The 19828-nt window shown below is 64.6% G+C and carries 21 protein-coding genes and 3 tRNA genes; 11 read left to right on the top strand and 13 right to left on the bottom strand.

The annotated features are described in order from the left end of the window. Window positions 1-198: 198 nt before the first annotated feature. The 3 genes from XI05_RS28275 (at window position 199) to XI05_RS28265 (ending at window position 1723) form a co-directional block, all read left to right on the top strand. Window positions 199-408, top strand: coding sequence for a cold-shock protein (locus tag XI05_RS28275; RefSeq protein WP_271507930.1), 210 nt, complete (start codon window positions 199-201; stop codon window positions 406-408). A gap of 375 nt (window positions 409-783) precedes the next feature. After that, complete coding sequence (locus XI05_RS28270; RefSeq protein WP_271507927.1) at window positions 784-1140, top strand: hypothetical protein; 357 nt, start codon at window positions 784-786, stop codon at window positions 1138-1140. A gap of 361 nt (window positions 1141-1501) precedes the next feature. Further along, a complete protein-coding gene (locus tag XI05_RS28265; RefSeq protein WP_271507924.1) occupies window positions 1502-1723 on the top strand; it encodes a hypothetical protein in 222 nt (73 codons plus the stop codon). A 72-nt stretch (window positions 1724-1795) separates the two neighbouring features. Here the strand turns inward: XI05_RS28265 and XI05_RS28260 are convergent, their stop codons facing one another. From XI05_RS28260 to XI05_RS28250, 3 genes are all read right to left on the bottom strand, one after another. After that, window positions 1796-1990 (bottom strand): hypothetical protein, encoded by a 195-nt coding sequence (locus XI05_RS28260; protein WP_271507921.1) that lies wholly within the window; start codon window positions 1988-1990, stop codon window positions 1796-1798. 427 nt (window positions 1991-2417) lie between these two features. After that, window positions 2418-2491: transfer RNA gene (locus tag XI05_RS28255), tRNA-Gly, on the bottom strand. Window positions 2492-2813: 322 nt separating this feature from the next. Further along, window positions 2814-5216: an ATP-binding protein gene (locus XI05_RS28250; protein ID WP_271507919.1), complete on the bottom strand. Its 2403-nt coding sequence runs from the start codon at window positions 5214-5216 to the stop codon at window positions 2814-2816. Window positions 5217-5550: 334 nt separating this feature from the next. On the opposite strand from XI05_RS28250, the gene XI05_RS28245 reads away from it, so the two are divergent. Further along, entirely contained in the window at window positions 5551-6264 is a 714-nt protein-coding gene (locus tag XI05_RS28245; RefSeq protein ID WP_271507918.1) for a substrate-binding periplasmic protein, read from the top strand. A gap of 11 nt (window positions 6265-6275) precedes the next feature. Here the strand turns inward: XI05_RS28245 and XI05_RS28240 are convergent, their stop codons facing one another. Both XI05_RS28240 and XI05_RS28235 read right to left on the bottom strand, forming a co-directional pair. After that, a complete protein-coding gene (locus XI05_RS28240; RefSeq protein WP_212260352.1) occupies window positions 6276-6479 on the bottom strand; it encodes a hypothetical protein in 204 nt (67 codons plus the stop codon). A gap of 27 nt (window positions 6480-6506) precedes the next feature. Continuing rightward, window positions 6507-6692: a hypothetical protein gene (locus XI05_RS28235; RefSeq protein ID WP_172783149.1), complete on the bottom strand. Its 186-nt coding sequence runs from the start codon at window positions 6690-6692 to the stop codon at window positions 6507-6509. 213 nt (window positions 6693-6905) lie between these two features. Between XI05_RS28235 and XI05_RS28230 the strand changes: the two genes are divergently transcribed. Continuing rightward, complete coding sequence (locus tag XI05_RS28230; protein ID WP_172783148.1) at window positions 6906-7286, top strand: YciI family protein; 381 nt, start codon at window positions 6906-6908, stop codon at window positions 7284-7286. Between the two features lie 105 nt (window positions 7287-7391). Here XI05_RS28230 and XI05_RS28225 read toward each other — a convergent pair whose 3' ends face one another. After that, the gene (locus XI05_RS28225; RefSeq protein WP_271507997.1) at window positions 7392-7982 is read right to left on the bottom strand and encodes a TMEM175 family protein; all 591 of its coding nucleotides are present in this window, start codon (window positions 7980-7982) and stop codon (window positions 7392-7394) included. Window positions 7983-8103: 121 nt separating this feature from the next. On the opposite strand from XI05_RS28225, the gene XI05_RS28220 reads away from it, so the two are divergent. Beyond that, window positions 8104-10161, top strand: coding sequence for an ATP-dependent helicase (locus XI05_RS28220; RefSeq protein WP_271507916.1), 2058 nt, complete (start codon window positions 8104-8106; stop codon window positions 10159-10161). Here the strand turns inward: XI05_RS28220 and XI05_RS28215 are convergent, their stop codons facing one another. From XI05_RS28215 to XI05_RS28205, 3 genes are read right to left on the bottom strand one after another with little or no spacing between them, the layout of a single operon-like run. Further along, entirely contained in the window at window positions 10162-11409 is a 1248-nt protein-coding gene (locus XI05_RS28215) for a metal-dependent hydrolase family protein (protein WP_271507913.1), read from the bottom strand. It abuts the gene before it with no gap. Between the two features lie 17 nt (window positions 11410-11426). Continuing rightward, entirely contained in the window at window positions 11427-11930 is a 504-nt protein-coding gene (locus tag XI05_RS28210; protein ID WP_271507911.1) for a GAF domain-containing protein, read from the bottom strand. Continuing rightward, window positions 11927-13285: an MFS transporter gene (locus XI05_RS28205; RefSeq protein ID WP_271507908.1), complete on the bottom strand. Its 1359-nt coding sequence runs from the start codon at window positions 13283-13285 to the stop codon at window positions 11927-11929. The genes XI05_RS28210 and XI05_RS28205 overlap by 4 nt, the downstream gene beginning before the upstream one ends. Before the next feature lie 112 nt (window positions 13286-13397). Here XI05_RS28205 and XI05_RS28200 point away from each other — a divergent pair, with 112 nt between their 5' ends. Together XI05_RS28200 and XI05_RS28195 are read left to right on the top strand one after the other, a co-directional pair. Continuing rightward, window positions 13398-14321, top strand: coding sequence for a LysR family transcriptional regulator (locus XI05_RS28200; protein WP_271507906.1), 924 nt, complete (start codon window positions 13398-13400; stop codon window positions 14319-14321). 136 nt (window positions 14322-14457) lie between these two features. Continuing rightward, window positions 14458-15489, top strand: a complete 1032-nt coding sequence (locus tag XI05_RS28195) for an LLM class flavin-dependent oxidoreductase (protein ID WP_271507904.1) — start codon at window positions 14458-14460, stop codon at window positions 15487-15489. A 113-nt stretch (window positions 15490-15602) separates the two neighbouring features. On the opposite strand, the gene XI05_RS28190 is transcribed toward XI05_RS28195, so the two are convergent. After that, window positions 15603-15688 (bottom strand) — tRNA-Tyr (locus tag XI05_RS28190). A 207-nt stretch (window positions 15689-15895) separates the two neighbouring features. Here XI05_RS28190 and rlmB point away from each other — a divergent pair. Next, window positions 15896-16729: a 23S rRNA (guanosine(2251)-2'-O)-methyltransferase RlmB gene (rlmB, locus tag XI05_RS28185; RefSeq protein WP_271507901.1), complete on the top strand. Its 834-nt coding sequence runs from the start codon at window positions 15896-15898 to the stop codon at window positions 16727-16729. Between the two features lie 60 nt (window positions 16730-16789). Here the strand turns inward: rlmB and XI05_RS28180 are convergent, their stop codons facing one another. Both XI05_RS28180 and XI05_RS28175 read right to left on the bottom strand, forming a co-directional pair. Beyond that, on the bottom strand, window positions 16790-17284 hold the full coding sequence (locus XI05_RS28180; protein ID WP_271507897.1) for a hypothetical protein: 495 nt from the start codon (window positions 17282-17284) through the stop codon (window positions 16790-16792). Window positions 17285-17325: 41 nt separating this feature from the next. Beyond that, complete coding sequence (locus tag XI05_RS28175) at window positions 17326-17808, bottom strand: hypothetical protein (protein ID WP_271507890.1); 483 nt, start codon at window positions 17806-17808, stop codon at window positions 17326-17328. A 284-nt stretch (window positions 17809-18092) separates the two neighbouring features. On the opposite strand from XI05_RS28175, the gene XI05_RS28170 reads away from it, so the two are divergent. Together XI05_RS28170 and XI05_RS28165 are read left to right on the top strand one after the other, a co-directional pair. Next, complete coding sequence (locus XI05_RS28170) at window positions 18093-18563, top strand: hypothetical protein (RefSeq protein WP_271507887.1); 471 nt, start codon at window positions 18093-18095, stop codon at window positions 18561-18563. A 169-nt stretch (window positions 18564-18732) separates the two neighbouring features. Then, a tRNA-Thr gene (locus XI05_RS28165) sits at window positions 18733-18807 on the top strand. A 483-nt stretch (window positions 18808-19290) separates the two neighbouring features. Here XI05_RS28165 and XI05_RS28160 read toward each other — a convergent pair. After that, a complete protein-coding gene (locus tag XI05_RS28160; protein WP_271507883.1) occupies window positions 19291-19707 on the bottom strand; it encodes a GFA family protein in 417 nt (138 codons plus the stop codon). Window positions 19708-19828: the final 121 nt, after the last annotated feature.

Below are 19828 nucleotides of genomic sequence, written 5' to 3'. Positions count from 1 at the left end.
AGAAGAGCTGTCGGTTCTCCTTGTGATCTCCCGATTGCTCATGTATAGTCTCAAGCATCGATACTGGCCGAACCACTGTTCCGCTTTCGCCTCAAGTCCTGACGGCGCGCACGTTTCAGACATTCTCCCACATCGAAAGACTGGATACTGGCCGCAAGTCCGCGCGCCAGCTCCTGCGCGCATGCGAAAGAAAGACCGATGAATACAGGTACAGTGAAGTGGTTTAACAGCCAAAAGGGCTTCGGCTTCATCCAGCCGGCAAACGGCAGCAACGACGTTTTCGTTCATATCAGCGCGGTTGAACGCGCCGGAATGGGCACGCTGAACGAAGGTCAGACGCTGTCTTACGACGTCGTCGCGGACCGTCGTACGGGCAAGTCCGCTGCCGATAATCTTCGTGCTGCTTAGTTAAGAGCACGGCCGACCTGTTGCTCTGGCCACGGATGTACTGGCAGAGCTTGTGGTCCCCCCGCGCCTGATTCATCAGGGGCGGGGATTTTGCTTCGACCCGGGTTGCGACAGGCCAGCGAACTTGTCGTGGCTCCTCTTCGACGTTCGGTCCGGTGCTGCCAAGCCAACATGAGCGGACTGAACAGGTGAAATGACGGGGCGTCGCGGCCCGAGCCGACGAGTCAGATCGAATTTTCGAAGTGGCTTATCTGTCTTTCGGGCGCGCAGATCGGCATGTTCGTCATCACCGATCCTCCCGGTCCGGCGCCGTCTATCGTCGCACCGAGCCAATAGCCTCGAGCCATCTTTGTCCCGTGCCAGGCGTGTGATTCCTTGAGTGATGTCGCGCACTCCTTCAGCGGCTTGTTCCACCTCTCTATGACGCCATCCGCCCGTGCATGGGCTGCGATGCATCGGAAGAACGTCGATCAGCGCAAAACAGGAGATTCAATGAGCATTGTAAAGCGGCATCTCGCCGAGCAAGAAGAGCGACTGGCTCTCATCGAAGAAATTTGCATCGATAAAGGCGCGCTTGTCCTGGATACCGCCACAGATGAGGTCTACTTCTCTGCAGACGAAGAGGCTTACAAGAACGCCTACGTGACCGTGTTTCAGGCCTGGGCCAAGGGCACGATCGAAGGCACAGCGGAACAGATATTCGAGGCTACAAAATCCATTCTCGAGGACTAGAGCGTCTCGTATTCGGCCACGAGCTTTAGCCGGGGGCGACAGAACAGCGTTCGCCTCAAGCTATGGCAGCCGCAAACATTGAGGTCACACATGTCGCATGCTTATAAGTTGAATGAAGACGTTCGCCACCAACCCCAAGGGCCACAAGGACGTGCCACTGCTGAACCGCCGATGATCTATACCATCATTCGACATATGCCAATCGAGTCCGATGGACGAGTTAGATACCGCATCAGGGGCAAGTCAGAGAAGATCGAGCGAATTGTTACGGAAGATCAACTTTCGCATTTTCAATAGGCACTGCGCAGGAGGATAGGTGACGATCTCAACTGATCGGTTCAGGGAGGAGATTCGATCTCGGTTGGACACAGCCACCATTGGAGGAGGCTGCAGTCTTATCATTGATGCCAAAGAGCTCTACTACACCGTCTGCAAGGAGCAGGTTTCTGACCGATGGATGATCTTCTGCTGTAACGCAATGCGAGCTGAAATGGCAGAACCCGACGATCTTATTTTCGACTACGCGAACGACACGCTGCTGACTGTGAATTACAAGCTGCCGCGCAATTCGCTCCGTCGATGAAAGCGGGAGCGCCGCAGCTTCAACTGAAGTAACGAAGTGGCGCGTCGAGCTGCGCCTCTCTGCCGCCGCGGCTCAGCCTCTCATGGCTTCTTCTCCACTAATGGCGCGATCCAGCGCATCGACCAGCACCTGGATCTCGACAAACTTGTTGCGTGCCCGCTCGGCCTTGTCCCAGTCAAAAGGAGCGGCCAGCACCTTTGCATGCGCGTCCCTGTCTTCGATCATGCGCTCACGGGCCTTCTTCAGCGTTTCGACTCGTTCACTCATTTTGGCTTCCTGAACTTTCAACGGATGAAATGGCGCCGCGCAAGCGGCCGTCAACCCTTCATCGCCTGCACCAGGGCCGGGATCCCGATGGTCGGAAATTGGGGAAAATTTCCAAGACCGCATATGGCAGAGTGACGTGGTCGTTATGCGGTGTCGCCCCGCGAGTATACACGATAGCAATCGGCTCGACTAACGATCCAAGCGCACGAAATCGCATTTTGGCGCACACGATCGTGCAGACGGCGAAGCTCGAGTGGCAGTCAAACCCACGATTTTCGATCATCCCACATCGTTAACTTCAAGGAGGATGCGCAGATGAGACGCATCGAGCGCCCCGGAAACAAGCGAGAGGGAAGTAAACGTTTGTCAGATTGACAATGCGCGGCTGGTCAAAATGGAAGGCCTAGACGCGCTAATCATCGAAAATTGGAGCGGGTGAAGGGAATCGAACCCTCGTATTCAGCTTGGAAGGCTGCTGCTCTACCATTGAGCTACACCCGCGTCGGGCGATCCCCTAACACGGCTCGGCGGCGGTCTCAACTGCCCGGACGGCGGCTTTCCGGGCTTTTGCGCAGCCGGCCGGTACCGGCTCGGCCGCCCGCCCCTTAACAGCGGCGGAATCGCCGCCTATATTAAAGACTTCCGCAACCAACGAAAGGAGGTGATCCAGTGTCTTATCGCAAGCGCTGTCACCTCGCTGGGATCGCCCGCTAGGCTTTGAGTAGGGCTTGGCATCGGGGCGCTCTCAGCCCTGGACCAGCGAGCAAGAAATCGGGCGCGACGGGGCTTCCCCGCCGCGCCTTTTTCGTCTGTCGCTGCGGCCTCAGGCGGGCGGCTCGCCGGCCAGCGCCTCGCGAATCTTCTGCGCCAGTTCCGCCTTCCGGTATGGCTTGAACAGCAGCGCCACGCCGGGATCGAGATGTCCGTCATGGACGATGGTGTTGTCGGTATAGCCTGAGGTGTAGAGCACCCTCACGCCCGGCCGGCGGAGCCTGACGGCTTCGGCGAGTTCATGCCCGTTCATGCCGCCGGGCATGATGATGTCTGTGAACAGGAGATCGAATTTGGCGCCCTGGTCGACCAGCGCCAGCGCGGACGCGCCGTCGCTCGCGGCAAGCGTGCGATAGCCGAGGCCGCCGATTTGCGCGATGACATAGCCTTGGACCAGCGGATCGTCCTCAACCACGAGTATCGTCTCCCGCCCGCGCGCCGTGGCGGGCGGCTGAACCGGCGCCGTCCTGGCCACCGCCTCGCCCTTTGCCCGTGGCAGGAACAACCGCATCACGGTGCCGCGCCCCTCCTCGCTTTCGATCGCGACGGCGCCGCCGCTCTGGCGGGCAAAGCCGTAGACCATGCTGAGCCCCAGCCCGGTGCCGCGGCCGACCCCCTTGGTGGTGAAGAACGGCTCGAAGACACGCTCGCGGATGTCGGCCGGAATGCCGTGACCGGCGTCGCCGACTGCAACCATCACGAAGGCGCCGCGCACGCCCTCGCCGGCGTTCGCCGTGCCGTCGAGCTCGCGGTTGGCGGTCTCGAGGGTGAGCTTGCCGCCGCCCGGCATCGCGTCGCGCGCATTGACGGCGAGGTTGACGATCGCGGAGGACAGCTGCGACGGATCGACCATCGCGGACCAGACCTCAGCGGCAAGCCGCGTCTCGATCTCGATGTGCTCGCCGAGCATCGGCCTCAGCAGCTTCGCGGTGTCGACCACGAGGGCGTTGACGTCGATCTCGCGCGGCTCCAGCGGCTGGCGGCGTGCGAAGGTCAGAAGCTGCGAGGTGATCTCCGCCCCGCGCGCGGCCGCATCGTCGATCAATTGCGCGATCGCGGCCAGCTCGGGCTTGTCCGCAAGCCCCTCCTGGATGATCTCGATCGTGCCGGTGATGACCGTGAGCACGTTGTTGAAATCGTGCGCGACGCCGCCGGTGAGCTGGCCGATGGCGTCCATCTTCTGCGATTGCCGCAGCCGCTCCTCGGTGTCGTGCTGCGCGGTGAGGTCGGTCGCCGAGCCGCGGTAGCCCAGGAAGCGTCCCTCGCCGTCGAAAACCGGCTTGCCGTTGACGCTGAAATAATGCGTCCGCCCGCGCGTGTCGCGTCCGCGATATTCGAATTTGCGGAACGGCTCGTGACGGTCCAGCGTCGCCAGATGCGCGCGCCATTTCTCGGGCTCGGTCTCGCGATCGAGCGCAGCATCGGTGCGGCGCGTGCCGATCCGCACTTTGGGATCCATGCCGAAGGCAATCACCCGGTCAGAGAGGTAGGTGAAGCAGTGGTCCGGCCCGGTCTCCCAGAACCAGTCGGACGCGGTCTCGGCATAGTCGCGGAACCGCTCTTCGCTCGCTCGCGCCTCCGCTTCGGCGCGCCGGCGGATGGTCAGATCGCGCTCGAGATTGGCATTGGCCTCGCGCAGCTCGCCATAGGCCTGCTGGAGGTTCGCGCACATCGCGTTGAAGGCCTCGATCACCTTGTCGAGCTCGTCGGCATCGGAGGGCGGCCGGCGCTCCAGGCGTAACGGCGGCGGCGGCCGCGCCAGGTTGTACTTGCTGACGAACTCGGCGATGGCGACCAGATGCCGCGTCACCAGCAGATGGACCATGTAGATGATGAACAGCGAGACGAGGAAGGTCTTCGCGGCCTGGCTCGCCAGAATGACCAGCGCCCGGTTCAGCAATTGCCGATAGACCTCGCTCAGCGTGGCCTCGACGTGAAGCACGCCGATCGGGCGCGCGGTCCCCTGAACGATGGTGTTCAAGGGATAGTCGCGCGTGACGATCGAACGCGTGCCCGGTTCGCCGACCGCGATGCGGATCGGATTGGGACGATCGGCAATCTCGCGCACCTCGGCGGCGCGGATATCGGGCAGCCGCAGGATACCTTCGAGCTGGAGCTTGAGCTGGTTCTGGTCGAGATTCCACAGGCTTTCGCCGAGGCTGCCGGTCGTGCTGCGGCCGATCTCGTCGAGCCGCGTCTCGATGAGACCGACTTCGCGATTGTAGTCGAGATAGAGCTGCAGCGCGGTCAGCGTCAGCGTCACGGCCGAAGAGAACAGCAGCACGGCCGCGAGCAGCCGCGGCCCGACGCCGCTGCGCGACCAGTTGAAGAAGCGTGCCGGCAGCGATGAGAACATCGAAGGCGCAAGCGCGCCGATGCCGGTCAGACCCGGCTTCGCCGCCATCGGCGCGATGGCGTGGCTGCGCTTGGCGTCCTCGTCACCTGCGTTGGCCATGCACCATGTCCCCGAAATGGCGGCTCGCTGCTGCGGTCGAGCGGTTGCAGTCTCGAGCAATCCATGGGTTGAGACGCCCGTCTCGTCACCCGATGCAAGCGACATCCCGTCGGCCCGCGAGCCCGAGGTCGGCAAGTCACGTCTTCCGCCCCGCGGCGGGACCGGTGGGCAAGCTACCACTGCCCGTGCTAGAATGACATCGGTGAAAGTCCGGTAGGCTCGCGGAACGAGCGGGCAGCGATCGTTGCGGCCGGCGTGCAGGCGCCAACTTGCAGTAGATCGCGCCGGCATCCGAATGCCTGGGGTAGCGATGCACGGCCGAAGGAGACGCCTGATGTGGCGGCTAGCCGTCGCCTGCTTGTCGCTGCTCGCCGCTGATCCTGCGTTGGCGCAGGACACGATCCGGCTGGCGCGCATCGCCGACATCCCCGATCAATATGTCGGCGGCGAGATGCTGCGGGCCGTCTACGCCAAGCTGAACATCAGGCTGGAGTTCGAGGACGTGCCTGGCAAGCGCGCGCTCGCATTGTCGAGCGCCGGCGAGGTCGACGGCGAGATCCAGCGGATCGGAACGCTCTCGCGCGACTACCCGACGCTGGTCCAGGTCACGCCGGCGATCAACTACATTGAGCCGGCGGTGTTCGCGACCAAGCTCCGGTTCGAGGTCGCAGGCTGGGATTCGATCAAGGACTACAGCATCGGCATCGTCCGCGGCGTCGGCTCCTCGGAAGCCGGCACACGCGGCATGACCCGCGTCACGGCGACTAGCAGCCTCGAGAACATGGTCAGGATGCTCGACGCCGACCGCTTCGACGTGATGGTCACCGACCTCTTCAGCGGGCTCGCCACGGTGAGGAAACTCAATCTGCAGGCCAGGATCTACCCGCTCTCGCCGCCGCTCGAGCGCATCCACATCTACCACTACCTGCATGAGCGCCATCGCGATCTGGTGCCTGAGGTTGGCAAGGTGATCGCTCGGATGCAGGCGAGCGGCGAGCTGGCGGCACTGCGCGAGGCCCTGGTCAGGCAGGTCTTGAGCGGGCAATGACGAATGCTGCGTCAGCCGGTGCGAAGCCGCTCGCGCAGCGCGACCGCGGCGATCAGCATGCCGACGCACCAGGCCACGACCGCGCGGTGCGGCTCCTCCCCGAGCAGCACCGTGAGCAGGCTCGTCAGAAGGCACGGGACGATGGCCTTGCAAGTCCGGCTCGTCAGCGCGAGCAGGAACGGCATCGCCGCGATCGATATCTGCAGCACGTCCATTTCGAATGCCGGTCTTGCCGGAAGGCTTCAGAAACCGAAGATGCTGAGCACGCGCCGCCGTTTGCCGCGCCGACTCTCGACGATCCGCTCGCCGCCGTTCTCGGCCGAGCTGCCGTAATAGCGGTGATGGCCGGCCTGGTCGTGAAGATCGGCCGGCTCAGACTGTCCCGCCCGCCGCGCGTCGCAGATGATCTTGATGGTTTGACCCGACATTGCCGCCTCCAGCAAAAGCTTGTTGTTCGTGGTTCATCAGTCGCGGCCCGTTCCGGCGGCGTTCACATGGCAAGGCCGCAATTGGGTTTCAGGATGGTTTCGCCGCTTGCCGGCCACGCAATATTCTGCTTCGGGAGTGTCGGCAGGGGCTGCCGTGCTGCGTCCTTGGGACTTGGATAAAAACCACGCGCAAAAGAAAAAAGAGAGGTGACGATGCTCTACGCGATCCTGGCCTACCACGTGGAAGACGAAGTCCTGTCCTGGACACCGGAGCAGGACGCCGCGGTCGTCGCCAAAGTCATCGAGGTTCAGGCGCCCCTGCGCGCCAGCGGCCAGTTTGGACCGGCGGCCCGGCTGGATGAGACCCGGAAGGCCCGCACCTTGCGTGGCCCCGGCGCGGGAATGGTGCTGGACGGGCCGTTTGCCGAGACCAAGGAGCAGCTTCTGGGCTTCCATTTAATGCAATGCGCCACCGAGGAGGAGGCGATCGCAGCGGCGCGGAAGCTGCGTGCGGTCAATCCGACGGCGGTGTACGAGATCCGCCCGGTCAAGCTTTACGTGCCGGCCGATGGGTTCGGCGCGACATCCGGCTAAAGTCCTAAAGCGCGATGCGATCAGGATGAATCGTCATCGCGCTTTAGGTTATTGTTTGAGCATGATCTTTTCGGAAAACCGCTACCCACTTTTCCGGATCATGCTCTACGCGCCCGGCTCGGTCCGGTTGGGAAGGAAGCGCTGGATCACGATGCCGCCGAAAGCGACGAACCACAGGAAGGGTGCGACCTGCGGCGCGAACGCCGCAACGATCGTGCCCGGAATGAACACCAGCAGCGGAAACAGCGAGGCCATGATTTCGTTGCGCCAGCCGCCGAGGATCGTCCACCACAGCCAGGCGTTGAGGCCCGCGATCGCGGTCAGATGCAAGCCGTAGAGCACGGCGACGGCGCTGCTCATGCCGTAATTGGTGTAGAGGCCGTTTGTGACAGGCAGCAGCACGATCGAGAGCAGGAAGAACAGGTTGAGGATCACGTCGCCGCGGCTGCCGATCGGCTGGCGTGCCAGCCGGCGGTGATGGCTGATCCAGAACACGCCGGAGATGATGAAGCTCAGCGCCAGCCCGGCCAGCTTGCCGGAATAGACATGGGCGAGCTCGCTCCAGCCGGGGGCGCTGGTGAACACCGCCGCCTTCGGCAGGTCGTAGGCCAGCAGCGTCATGGCAACGCCGAAAATGGTGTTGCTGAGCGATTCCAGCCGCCGCATCTCGAACTGGTCGGGCTTGAGCTCGGTCATCTCGCCATGGGATGCTGGAACCAAAGGGCCTCTTCCCCCTAAATCCTAATTCCAGTTCCGTCCAGCCGCATTGCGCTTCGCGCCGGGATCGCCGAGTCTCATCCTTTCACCGGGGCGATTCGTGGCGACATATCTGGACACGCTCAATGCGGAGCAGCGCCGCGCCGTCGAGCATGGCGTGGCCGAGGGCTCGACCGTGGGCGGCCCCCTGCTCGTCATCGCCGGTGCCGGCTCCGGCAAGACCAACACGCTGGCCCACCGCGTCGCGCATCTGATCGTCGCGGGCGCCGATCCCCGCCGCATCCTGCTGATGACGTTCTCCCGCCGCGCCGCCGCGGAGATGGCCGGCCGGGTCGAGCGCATCGCCCGCAAGGTGCTGGGCGAGAACAACGCCGCGATCATGCGCGATGCGCTGACCTGGGCCGGCACCTTCCACGGCATCGGCGCGCGGCTCCTGCGCGAATATGCCGAGCGCATCGGCGTCGATCCCGCCTTCACCATCCATGACCGGGAGGATTCCGCCGACCTGATGAACCTTGTGCGGCACGAGCGCGGATTGTCGAAGACCGAGAGCCGCTTTCCCGCCAAGGGCACCTGCCTGTCGATCTATTCCCGCTGCGTCAATGCCGAGATGGAGATCGAGAAGGTGCTCGGCCAGCATTATCCCTGGTGCGCAGGCTGGGCCGCCGAGCTGAAGGGCCTGTTCGCGGCCTATGTCGAGGCCAAGCAGGCCCAGCACGTGCTCGATTACGACGATTTGCTGCTGTACTGGTCGCAGATGATGAGCGATGCGCTGATCACTGAGGAGATCGGCGGCCGCTTCGATCACGTGCTGGTCGACGAATATCAGGACACCAACCGCCTGCAATCCTCGATCCTGCTGGCGCTCAAGCCCAATGGCCGCGGCCTCACCGTGGTCGGCGACGACGCGCAGTCGATCTACTCGTTCCGCGCCGCCACCGTGCGCAACATCCTGGACTTTCCGCAGAGCTTCTCGCCGCGCGCGGAGATGATCACGCTCGACCGCAATTACCGCTCGACGCAAGCAGTGCTGTCGGCGGCGAACGGCGTCATCGGCCTCGCCCGCGAGCGCTTCACAAAAAATCTCTGGACCGACCGCACCTCGGGCAGCAAGCCGCAGCTCGTCACCGTGCACGACGAGGCCGACCAGGCGCGCTACATCGTCGAGGCGGTGCTGGCGAACCGCGAGCAAGGCGCGCTGCTCAAGCACCAGGCGGTGCTGTTCCGGACGTCCTCGCATTCGGGTCCGCTGGAGATCGAGCTGACCCGCCGCAACATCCCGTTCGTGAAATTCGGCGGGCTGAAATTCCTCGATGCCGCGCATGTCAAGGACGTGCTGGCCCTGTTGCGCTTCGCCGAAAATCCGCGCGACCGCGTCGCCGGGTTTCGCATCCTGCACCTGCTTCCGGGCATCGGCCCGGCGACCGCACAACGCGTGCTCGACCAGATGGCGGAGAGCACCGACCCGCTTGCGGCGCTCGGCCGGCTGCCGGGGCCGGCGCGCACCGGCGAGGACTGGACCAGCTTCGTCCGGACGGTCGAAAACCTTCGCTACTCGGAATGGCCCGTCGATCTCGAGCGCGTCCGGCTCTGGTACGAGCCGCATCTCGATCGCCTTCACGAGGATGCCGAGACGCGCCGCGCCGATCTGATGCAGCTCGAGCAGATCGCGAGCGGCTATGCCTCGCGCGAGAAATTTTTGACCGAGCTCACGCTCGATCCGCCGGATGCGACCAGCGACAAATCAGGTCCACCGCTCCGTGATGAGGATTATCTGATCCTCTCCACCATCCACTCCGCCAAGGGCCAGGAGTGGAAATCGGTGTTCGTGCTCAACGTCGTCGACGGCTGCATGCCGTCCGATCTCGGCGCCGGCACCAGCGCCGAGATCGAGGAGGAGCGCCGCCTGCTCTATGTCGCGATGACCCGCGCCAAGGACGATCTCCACCTCGTCGTTCCCCAGCGCTTCTTCGTCCACGGCCAGGCCGCCAAGGGCGACCGCCACGTCTACGCCTCGCGCACCCGGTTCATCCCGGAGCAATTGGTCTATTTGTTCGAGCGCACGGCCTGGCCGAAGGCAGCAAGCGGCGCCGCGCGCACCGCGGCGCAGGGGCCGAAGATCGACATCGGGGCAAGGATGCGCGGGATGTGGCGGTAGTTACGCGTCCAATCGGTCGAACTGCACCTTCCCTGCCTTCATCACCAGCGGAATGTGCTCGCCCTGGCCGAGCAGGCAGGCGACGTCGCGCAGCGGATTGCCGTTGACCACCAGCAGGTCCGCGATGGCTTCGGGTGCGATCCGGCCGAGCTTGCCTTCCATGCCGAGCACCTCGGCGCCGATCAAGGTTGCGCTGGCGATGACGGCGCGCGGGCTGAGAATCTCGGCGCGGATACGGAACTCGTCGCTCTGCAGGCGCTGCGACGGCCCGAGCAGGTCGCTGCCGAAACCCATCTTCACGCCCGCGTCGCGATAGATCGCGAGCGAGCGCAGGCCGGCGTCGCGGACATCGGCGATCTTGGCGACGCTCTCCGGCGGCAGGCCATATTGGGCGCCCTCGTTGGCCAGCGCCTCGTAAGTGACGAGCGTCGGCACGACATAGGCGCCCTTCTCGGCCATGAAACGCGCGGTCGGCGCATCGACCAGATTGCCGTGCTCGATGGTGCGCACGCCGCAGCGGACCGCGCGTTCGATGGCCGCAGCGGTATAGGCGTGGGCGAGCACATAGGTCTGGCGCCCGCGCGCCTCCTCGACGATGGCGCGGATCTCGTCCTCGGAGTAGCCGAAGGCGCCGACCGGATCGGTCGGCGAGGCGACGCCGCCGGAGGCCATGATCTTGATCTGGTCGGCGCCCATCTGGAGCTCCTCGCGCGCCGCCTTGCGCACGCCGTCGACGCCGTCGGCAACGCGCGCCAGCGCACCGACCCGCACGCAGCACGGACATGGCGCATCGCTGGCGAGGTAATCGGAACGTGCCCGCATGTCGCCGTGGCCGCCGGTCTGGCTGAGCGCGCGGCCGGAGACGAACAGCCGAGGACCGTCGGTCAGGCCGGTGTCGATCGCCTGCTTCAGCGCGTGGCCGGCGCCGCCCGCGTCGCGCACAGTGGTGAAGCCCCGCCGCAGCATGCCGCGCAAGAGCAGCGTCGAGCGCAGCGTCACCAGCACGTTCGGCATATGCACCTGCTGCGCCAGGTTGAGCTCGACGGCGATGGCGTGAACATGCAAATCGATCAGCCCGGGCATCAGCGTCTTGCCCTTGAGATCGATGATGCGATCTGCGCTGGCCTGGAGCGGCCGGTGCGAGACCTCCTTGATCACATCGTCCTCGACCAGCACGTGCTGTCCCTCCAGCAAATCCGGCTGGAGCGGGTCGAGCAGAGCGGCGTTCTTGAAGAGGATGCTGGTCATGGTCGTTTCCTGTCATGTCAGGACGAAGTCGCTGTCAGCAGCGCGGGCAGCGCGAGCTGTGCAAAGGGAAGGCACGCGGCGACATCATCTTCGCCGTACCAGCCCGCCTCGTGAAGCAGATTGAGCGAGCCGAGCGTGCGCCCACGCCAGCGCACGGGCATGTTCAGCACGCTCTCGCAGCCGAGCGAGGCGATCAACTCGTGATCGGAGAACACGGTGCGCAGATCATCCCGCGTATAGCCGATATAGGCATCGCCGCGGTCCAGCACGGCCTCGGTCCACGGGCCCGGTGCAAGGCACTTGCGTCCGCCAGCCGGGTACGCACCAGGCAGATTGGAGTAGAGCCGCGCCAGTTCGCTGGCCGCCTCGTCATAGGTCAGGACCGTGAACAGCTTGTGCCCGATCGCCAAGTTCAAGCCTTGGTCGAGCGCAGCGAATAGAGCATCCGGCTGATCCACCCTGCCCTGCGCCGCCGCGACGGCGCAGAGCAGCGGATCGGCCTTAAATTTCGTCCGCGTCATGCCACCTCGCCCGCCGCGATCTCCTCCAGCGAACGGCCGCGCGTCGGCACGCCCATCAGCACGACGGTGACAGCCCCGAGCAGCAGCACGGTGGTTGTGACGCCGAACACGCCGGCAAAGCCGAAGTTCGGATAGAGATAGCCGACCAGGATCGGCGAGACGATCGCGCCGATGCGGCCGATTGCCGACGCAAGGCCTGCACCCGTGGTCCTCACCGGCGTCGGGAACACCTCGGCGGTATAGGCATAGACGCCCGCATAGGTGCCGTTCATGAAGAAGGACAGGAAGATTCCCGCCGCCATGATCTGCTGGTCGCTCTGCGCGAAGGCGAGCCCGAGCGCGCTGATGCCGCCGAGCACCATGTAGGTCGCGATCGTCGCTTGCCGGCCGATGCGCTCGTTGAAATAGGCGGCGCTGAAATAGCCGGGAATCTGCGCGCAATAGATCGCGATCGAATAGGCGAAGCTCTTGGTGATGCTCATGCCGTTCTGGACCAGCAGGCCAGGGATCCAGACGAAGAAGGAATAATAGCTGAAGGTGATCGCCAGCCACATGATCCAGGTCATGACGGTGATGCGCGCCTGGCGGGGCGCAACAAGCGCCGCGAAATTGGCCAGCAGCGTGCCACCGGTCCCGGTGGGTGCCGCGACTTCGACGACCGGCGGCGGCAGGACACGGCCTTCGCGCGCAAAGCTCGCCTCGATCCGGTCGAGCACGGCTTCGGCTTCCTTCTCCCGTCCCCTGCTCTCCAGCCAGCGCGGCGATTCCGGCAGCGCCCGGCGCCACCACAACAGCATGACGACGGGCACCGCGGTGATCACCAGCACGATGCGCCAGCCGTTGTCGGAGGTGGGAACGATGAAGTAACCGAGCAAGGCCGCGGCAACGAAGCCGAAGGAGAAGAAGCCCGCGAGCGCCCCGGTGAAGCTGCCGCGATAACGCCGCGCGACGAACTCCGCGAGATAAGGCGCGATGATCGCGCTCTCCGCGCCGGTGCCCATGCCGGCGACGACGCGCGCGGCGAAGAAGGATGGCCATGTGTCGACCATCGCGCTCACGATCGATGCGGCGCAATACAGCGCCAGCGCCGACATCATCACCGCGCGGCGGCCGATCAGGTCGCCGAGCGTGCCCGCCAGCAACGCCCCGAACAAGAAGCCGATATAGGTGCTGCTGCCGAGCACGCCGATCTGCACGCTCGTCAGGTTCCACGCCGTGCGCAACACCGGCAGGATGAAGGCCAGCACCGCCGCGTCCATCGCGTCGAACATGTAGCCGAGCCCGCCCATCAGCAGCAGGTGGGTGTGGAAGCGTGCGAACGGAAGGCGCTCGATGCGCGCCGATATCATCGACATGAAAGTCCCCCTCTGATGTCACGGGCCCGGCGCGCCGCTCGGGAGGGAACCATAGACAAAGTGACATTATCGTCATAATTTATAATCATGATCTGATATATCACCGTGGTGAATGTTCGTGTCGTTCCGCGCGCTCGACCTCAATCTCCTGAAAGTCTTCGAGGCGCTGATGACCGAGGGCAGCGTCACGCGCGCCGCGAATGCATTGCGGATGACCCAGCCCGCGGTCAGCAACGCGCTGGCGCGGCTGCGCGATGCGCTTGGCGATCCCCTGTTCGTGCGCGCCGGCACCGGCATTCGCCCGACCCAGCGGGCCGTGGTGCTGTGGGAGCCGATCGGCGAGGCACTGGAAAGCGTGCGCGGCGCGCTCGACGAGCAGGTATTCGATCCTGCACGTGCGCAGGCCGAATTCAGCCTGTCGATGTCGGACTACGTCTCCTCGCTGGTGATGCCGAACCTGCTCGGCCATCTCGGCAAGGTTGCGCCGAAGTCGCGCGTTCACACCGTGCCCAATACCGTCGTCGAGATCGCCGACCAGCTCGAGGACAACAGGGTGGACTGCGTGCTCAGCGTCTATGTCAACGAGGCGCAACAGCCGGCCGCCATCCGCTCGCGCTCGCTGTGGACGGTCGACTATGCCTGCTTCATGCGACGCAGCCATCCGCTCGCCGCCCAGAAACGGCTGAGCACGCGGACCTTCCTGAACGCGGGCCATGTCGACGTCAGCCTCGCCGGCAAGACCATGCCGTCCTACGACCTCTTCCTGGCCTCGCGCGGGCTGTCGCGCAACCTCGTCGCGACCGTCAATCATTACAGCGCTGCCTACGAGGTCGTGCGGCAATCTGACCTGATCGCGGTGCTACCGAGCGACCTGCGCTCGCAATCGAGGCACGCGCCGCTCCTGCATGCGATGCCGCTTCCCCTCAAGGCGCCGCCGCGCATCGTCAGCCTGTTCTGGCACCAGCGCAACGACACCGTGCCGGCGCAGCGCTGGCTGCGCGAGACCCTGGTCGAGATGTTCGCCAGATCCGATTGAGCCCACAGGTTCGATGTAGAATCGGAAACGTTGCCTTTCCCGGATCAGCATTGTCGAAGCCGCCTCCCCGCCCTAGCTGCACCGCAACTATTTCCCTCCCATAAGGGGCCTGTCGCGCCCTGCAGAGACCTCATCGATGACCGCACCGCTCGAATTCGGACTGGATACCTTTGGTGACGTCACCAAGAACACCTCAGGCGCCCTGATCTCGCATGCGCAGGTGATCCGCAACGCCGTCGATGAAGCGGTGCTGGCCGACGAGCTCGGCCTCGACTTCATCGGCCTCGGCGAGCATCATCGCGCCGATTTCGCGATCTCCTCGCCGGAAACCGTGCTTGCGGCGATCGCATCGCGCACCAGGCGCATCCATCTCGGCTCGGCCGTGACGGTGCTGTCATCGGACGATCCCATCCGCGTGTTCCAGCGCTTTGCCACGCTGGATGCGGTTTCGAACGGACGCGCCGAGGTGATCCTCGGCCGCGGCTCGTTCACTGAATCCTTTCCGCTGTTCGGCTTCGACCTGCGCAAATATGAAGAACTGTTCGAGGAGAAGCTCGATCTGTTCGCCGCGCTGTTGTCGCAGCAGCCGGTCACCTGGCAAGGCAAGCTGCGTCCGCCGCTGCGGGATCAGCTGGTCTATCCGCCGGTCGAGAACGGCACGCTGAAAACCTGGATCGGCGTCGGCGGCAGTCCGCAATCGGTGGTGCGCGCTGCGCACTACGACCTGCCCCTGATGCTCGCGATCATCGGCGGCGATCCCACCCGCTTTGCGCCCTATGTCGAGCTCTATCATCGCGCCTTCAGGGAGTTCGGCCGCCCGGCCCAGCCGATCGGCGTGCATTCGCCGGGCTATGTCGCCGAGACGGATGCGCAGGCGCGCGAGGAGCTGTGGCCCGACTACAAGGCGATGCGCGACCGCATCGGCAAGGAGCGCGGCTGGCCGCCGATGGGACGCGACGAGTTCGTCCATGAGGCCGAGCATGGCTCGCTCTATGTCGGCTCGCCGGAAACGGTGGCGCGCAAGATCGCGAAGACCGCCAAGGCGCTCGGCATTTCGCGGTTTCAGTTGAAGTATTCGGCGGGACCATTGCCGCACGAGAAGCTGATGCGGAGCATCGAGCTTTACGGGCGGAAGGTGGTGCCGATGGTGCGGGAGATGATGGGGTAGTGCTGAGCCCGCCTACGCCCTAGCGGGCTACGGCGCGGCAGCCTTCGCTAGCTTCGCGCCTCTACGTTCTGAGGCTGGCTTGCCGAGCCGTAGCTCGCGAAGCGAGCGAAGGCTGGTGGGGGAGGCAGGACTCGAACCTGCGAAGCCATGAGGCGGCTGATTTACAGTCAGCTCCCTTTGCCACTCGGGACACTCCCCCGCTCGACGGCAGCACAATCGGGCCGGACCTTGCCGGCGGACCGAAGACGGCCATGGAACGTGAAGGCCGCGTCAACCCGGATCGGGGCGCGACCGGGCGCGTTTATGGGCGAAGCGGTGGGGCAAAGTCAACCGAGGCAAGCAGCTAAAATCGCCCTCACAGGCACCGAAATTGCCATATTCCGGAACCCATGACAGAAGCGAGCCCATGAAGGATCGAAAATTCGGCCCCAAGGGGGCTCGCGGCGGGGCTAAGCCCTTCAACAGACCTGGAAAATCGGCCGGCCGACCGGCTTGGCGCGACCGTGATTCGCACGGCGACGGCCCGGTCATTCTCTACGGCTGGCACACCGTCACCATGGCGCTCGCCAACCCGCGGCGGCGGATCCGCAAGCTGACGCTGACCGAGAACGCCGCAAGGCGCCTTGCGGAAGAGAACATCGAGACGCGGGTGGCGCCCGAGATTGTGCGGCCCCAGGAGATCGACCGGCTGCTGTCGCCCGACGCCGTGCACCAGGGCCTCCTCGCTGAGGCCGATCCCCTGCCCTCGCCCGAGATAGAGACGTTGACGCAGGACGGCATGGTGCTGGTGCTCGACCAGATCACCGATCCCCACAATGTCGGTGCCATCCTGCGCTCGGCCGCCGCGTTCGGGGTGAAGGCGATCGTCACCACCGCGCGGCACAGTCCGGAAGCGACCGGCGTGCTGGCGAAGGCAGCCTCCGGTGCGCTCGAGCTGGTGCCTGTTGTCACCGTGCAAAATCTCGCCCGTGCGCTGACGGCGCTGAACGAGCGCGGCTTCCAGACTGTCGGCCTCGACAGCGAAGGCAGTGAGGATATCAGCGATGTTGCGCTGCGCGAGCCGCTTGCTCTCGTGCTGGGCGCGGAAGGCAAGGGCCTCAGGCAATTGACCCGCGAAACCTGCAGCGTCGTGGCGCGGCTCGACATGCCCGGCGAGATCAAGAGCCTCAACGTCTCGAACGCTGCAGTGCTCGCGCTCTATGTCGGCGCGAGCCGGCTCGGGCTGATGAAGCGCTCCTAAAACGAAACGCCCGTCCGCATCACGCGAACGGGCGCCTCGCTAGTCTCAACCGATCAGAGATCAGTAATAGCGGCGCAGCACGCGGTGACCGCCATAATAGTACGGCGCGGCGCGGCGAGCGTAGCCGTAGCGGGGGCCGTAGTGCACGCGCGGCAGGTAGCCGTAGCGGGGGCCGTAGCCGTAGCGATACGGACGGAAGTACGGGCGGCGATAGGGATAAGCGGCCGGCGGCGCGACCGCAGCGGCACGATAGCCATAGCCGTAGCCGTAATTGGCGGGCGCGACGACTGCGTCCTCGCGATAGGTCGGATACGGCGCGAAGGCGCCCGGACCGGTATAGGTCGGGCCCTGGTTGACGTAGTAATACTGCGTGGTCGGCTCGGCGAGACGCTCATAGGCGGCGTAGCCGTAGCCATATCCACCGCACCCGGTGTTGCAGCCGGTATAGACCGGCGCCGCCGGCGCGCACGTGGTGAAGCCGCAGGCCGCGGCCGGCGCGGTGGCGGCGAACATCACGGCAGCTGCCGCGACCAGTCCCGAAATCATCTGACGCATTATACTCTCCTGTTGATTTCCGTTTTTGGTTGTCACGTTTCTCAACCCGGCGGCCTGCCGGGTATCTCTGTGCGCGGCCGCGGCCGCGGAGGCCGAGGACGGTCGTTGATCTCGGGCGCGTAGATCACCGGCGGCGGATCGACGGGCGGGTCCATCTGCGCCGGCAGCGGCGCGGACGAGGCGCCCCAGCTCTGGTGATAGCTCTCGGCGGGCTTGGGCAATTTGCGGTTCGCCGGCGGCTCGACCTCGAGCCGGCCGTAGCCCGGCCGCAGGCCCAGTGTCGGATAATAATGGCCGACGTCGTCGGGCTGCCGCTCGGCGATATAGCGTCCGCCATAGATCGTGGGCTGCACCTGCTGGCCCTTGCCGAGGCCCCAGGTGCCCTCGACGACGGCATAGGACGCGTCGATGTTGTTGATGATGATGGGCACGCCGGGACGGCCGGGAACGACGACCTCGAAGCCGCCGGCCAACGCCGTCGCAGGCAGTCCGATCAGAAAGGCGGCGAGCGCCACGGCGCGCATGAGGAGACCCCGGTTATCCGGGCGGCAACCTAACCGATCGCAACGCAGAGAGGGTTAAGGCCCAATCACCAAATTCCGGTAAGCCTAACGTGCAAGGATTGCACGCCGCTCAAATGCTGCACGGCGAGCTAGCGAAGCGTTAACGGCGCGGAACCGCGCGGCTGGAACAGCGCACGCTGCTCACATCGGTTTGACGGTTCGCAGTCGAAAAATCCCAGGGTTGCATCGGAACGTCCTGCGCCGTCGGCGTTTAGCTCCTGTCAACAAAATGGGAGCGAACAACCATGACCATCAAGCTTCTCGGGGCCACGGCGATCGCAGCGACCATGCTGGCAGGCTCTGCCATGGCGCAGACCGCCGTCAACAATCCACGCTGTTCGGCGCAATTCCCCAACGCCAACTGCCAGACCCTCGGCCCCGCAAAGGCATCAGCCGATAGCGGCTACCGCCACCGTCGCATGTCCTATCGCCAGACCAACCTCGATTGGAATAACGACTGGAACAGGAGCCCCACCGGGTTCTGGCCGACCGATGTCGCGGCCGGCGTCGCCGGCGCCGCCATCGGCACCGCTGGTGCGATTGCCACCGCCCCATTCCGCGCCTGGGACAATTCCTACGCCTATGACAATTCGTGGGACCGCGGCTGGAACAATCGTAGCTGGGACACCCGCACCTATGCCCAGCGCAACGGCTTCGTCTGTACGCCGGGCACCTGGTTCAAGGGCGCAGACGGCCGCCGGCACATCTGCCAGTAAGGCAGCTTGATCCGAACGCCACACATCGGGCGGCCGCGAGGCCGCCCGATTCACGTCTTGCGCCGGCGACCTCCCGGTTCTGGCACTTTCCGATCAAGTCTGGTATTGCGGCGCGCACGGGTGGACGGCCTCGGCGCAAGCCGAGCTCTGTCCCTGCCTCCCAGGCGTCGCCGGCTTAGCTCAGCGGTAGAGCAGCGGTTTTGTAAACCGAAGGTCGGGGGTTCAATCCCCTCAGCCGGCACCATTGGTTGAGCCGACACCCGTCGTGGCCTGACGTGCTATGTCGAACTTGCAATCGACCCGGGCGGCAATGCTTCGACCGCCCTCCGCGACCGCACATCAAAGCCTGTCAATTGCCACGGCTCCTTGCCTTCGGCGACCACCGCAAGAACTAAATCATCGGTTTGGCGTTCTTCCTTCGCTATAGAGCCGTCTCGCGGAGGTCTGGCGATGGACCCGAATGATCGGACAGCCTTAGTCTTAGCCGCTGTCGGCTTGGCCATCGCCATTGTGGTTGCATCGACAGTCACGCTAGAGCACGTCAATACCCGTACGGCCAGCAGCGACGCACCTCCCGGAACGGTAGGACTCGCCAGGCCTCACCCGCCGCTGGACCGTGCTCCTGGTGAGGCGATACAGACATCAGGAGCGCCGTCCAACGCAAGTCATCGGCAGCGGCCTTGACCGAACACCGGCCGCGCCGGCACCAGCGCTCGAACCCTGTGCCTCAGCCTGAACTCTTGCGCGCGCTGCTCTGTTCGAAGTGCTCGACCGAGCCGCCGATCTCGACCCAGGCATGTTTCGATTGCTCGAACACCGATCTGACCGGGGCCGGAAAATCCGGATCTGCGATCGCGCCAACGGCAACGCCGATCATGTCAGGCAGATTGTCGGCTTGCCAGTAGACCGTTGAGCCGCAGTCGGGACAGAAATATCTGCAGACCTTGCCGCCGCTCATCGCGGTTCGAACGTACGACTTGCATACTCCAGAGATCGTGACGGTCTCTGCGGCATAGAAGGCACCGACGCCGAACGGCGCGCCGGTTCGTCGCTGACAGTCGAGGCAGTGACAGGCAACGACGAGGCGCGAGGGTCCCGGAAGCGACAGCGAAAGCGCGCCGCAGCTGCATCTGGCATCGATCATCGAATCTGATCTCCCTCATTGGCTGGCTGCGAATTGAAAAGGTTACGTCCGCGCTCAACCTCCGTCATTGCGAGCGCAGCGAAGCAATCCAGACTGCCTTCGCCGAAAGATTCTGGATTGC

The organism is Bradyrhizobium sp. CCBAU 11357, assembly GCF_028128865.1.
In the GTDB taxonomy this organism is placed as follows: Bacteria; Pseudomonadota; Alphaproteobacteria; order Rhizobiales; family Xanthobacteraceae; genus Bradyrhizobium.
This window is presented reverse-complemented; position numbering and strand designations above follow the sequence as displayed.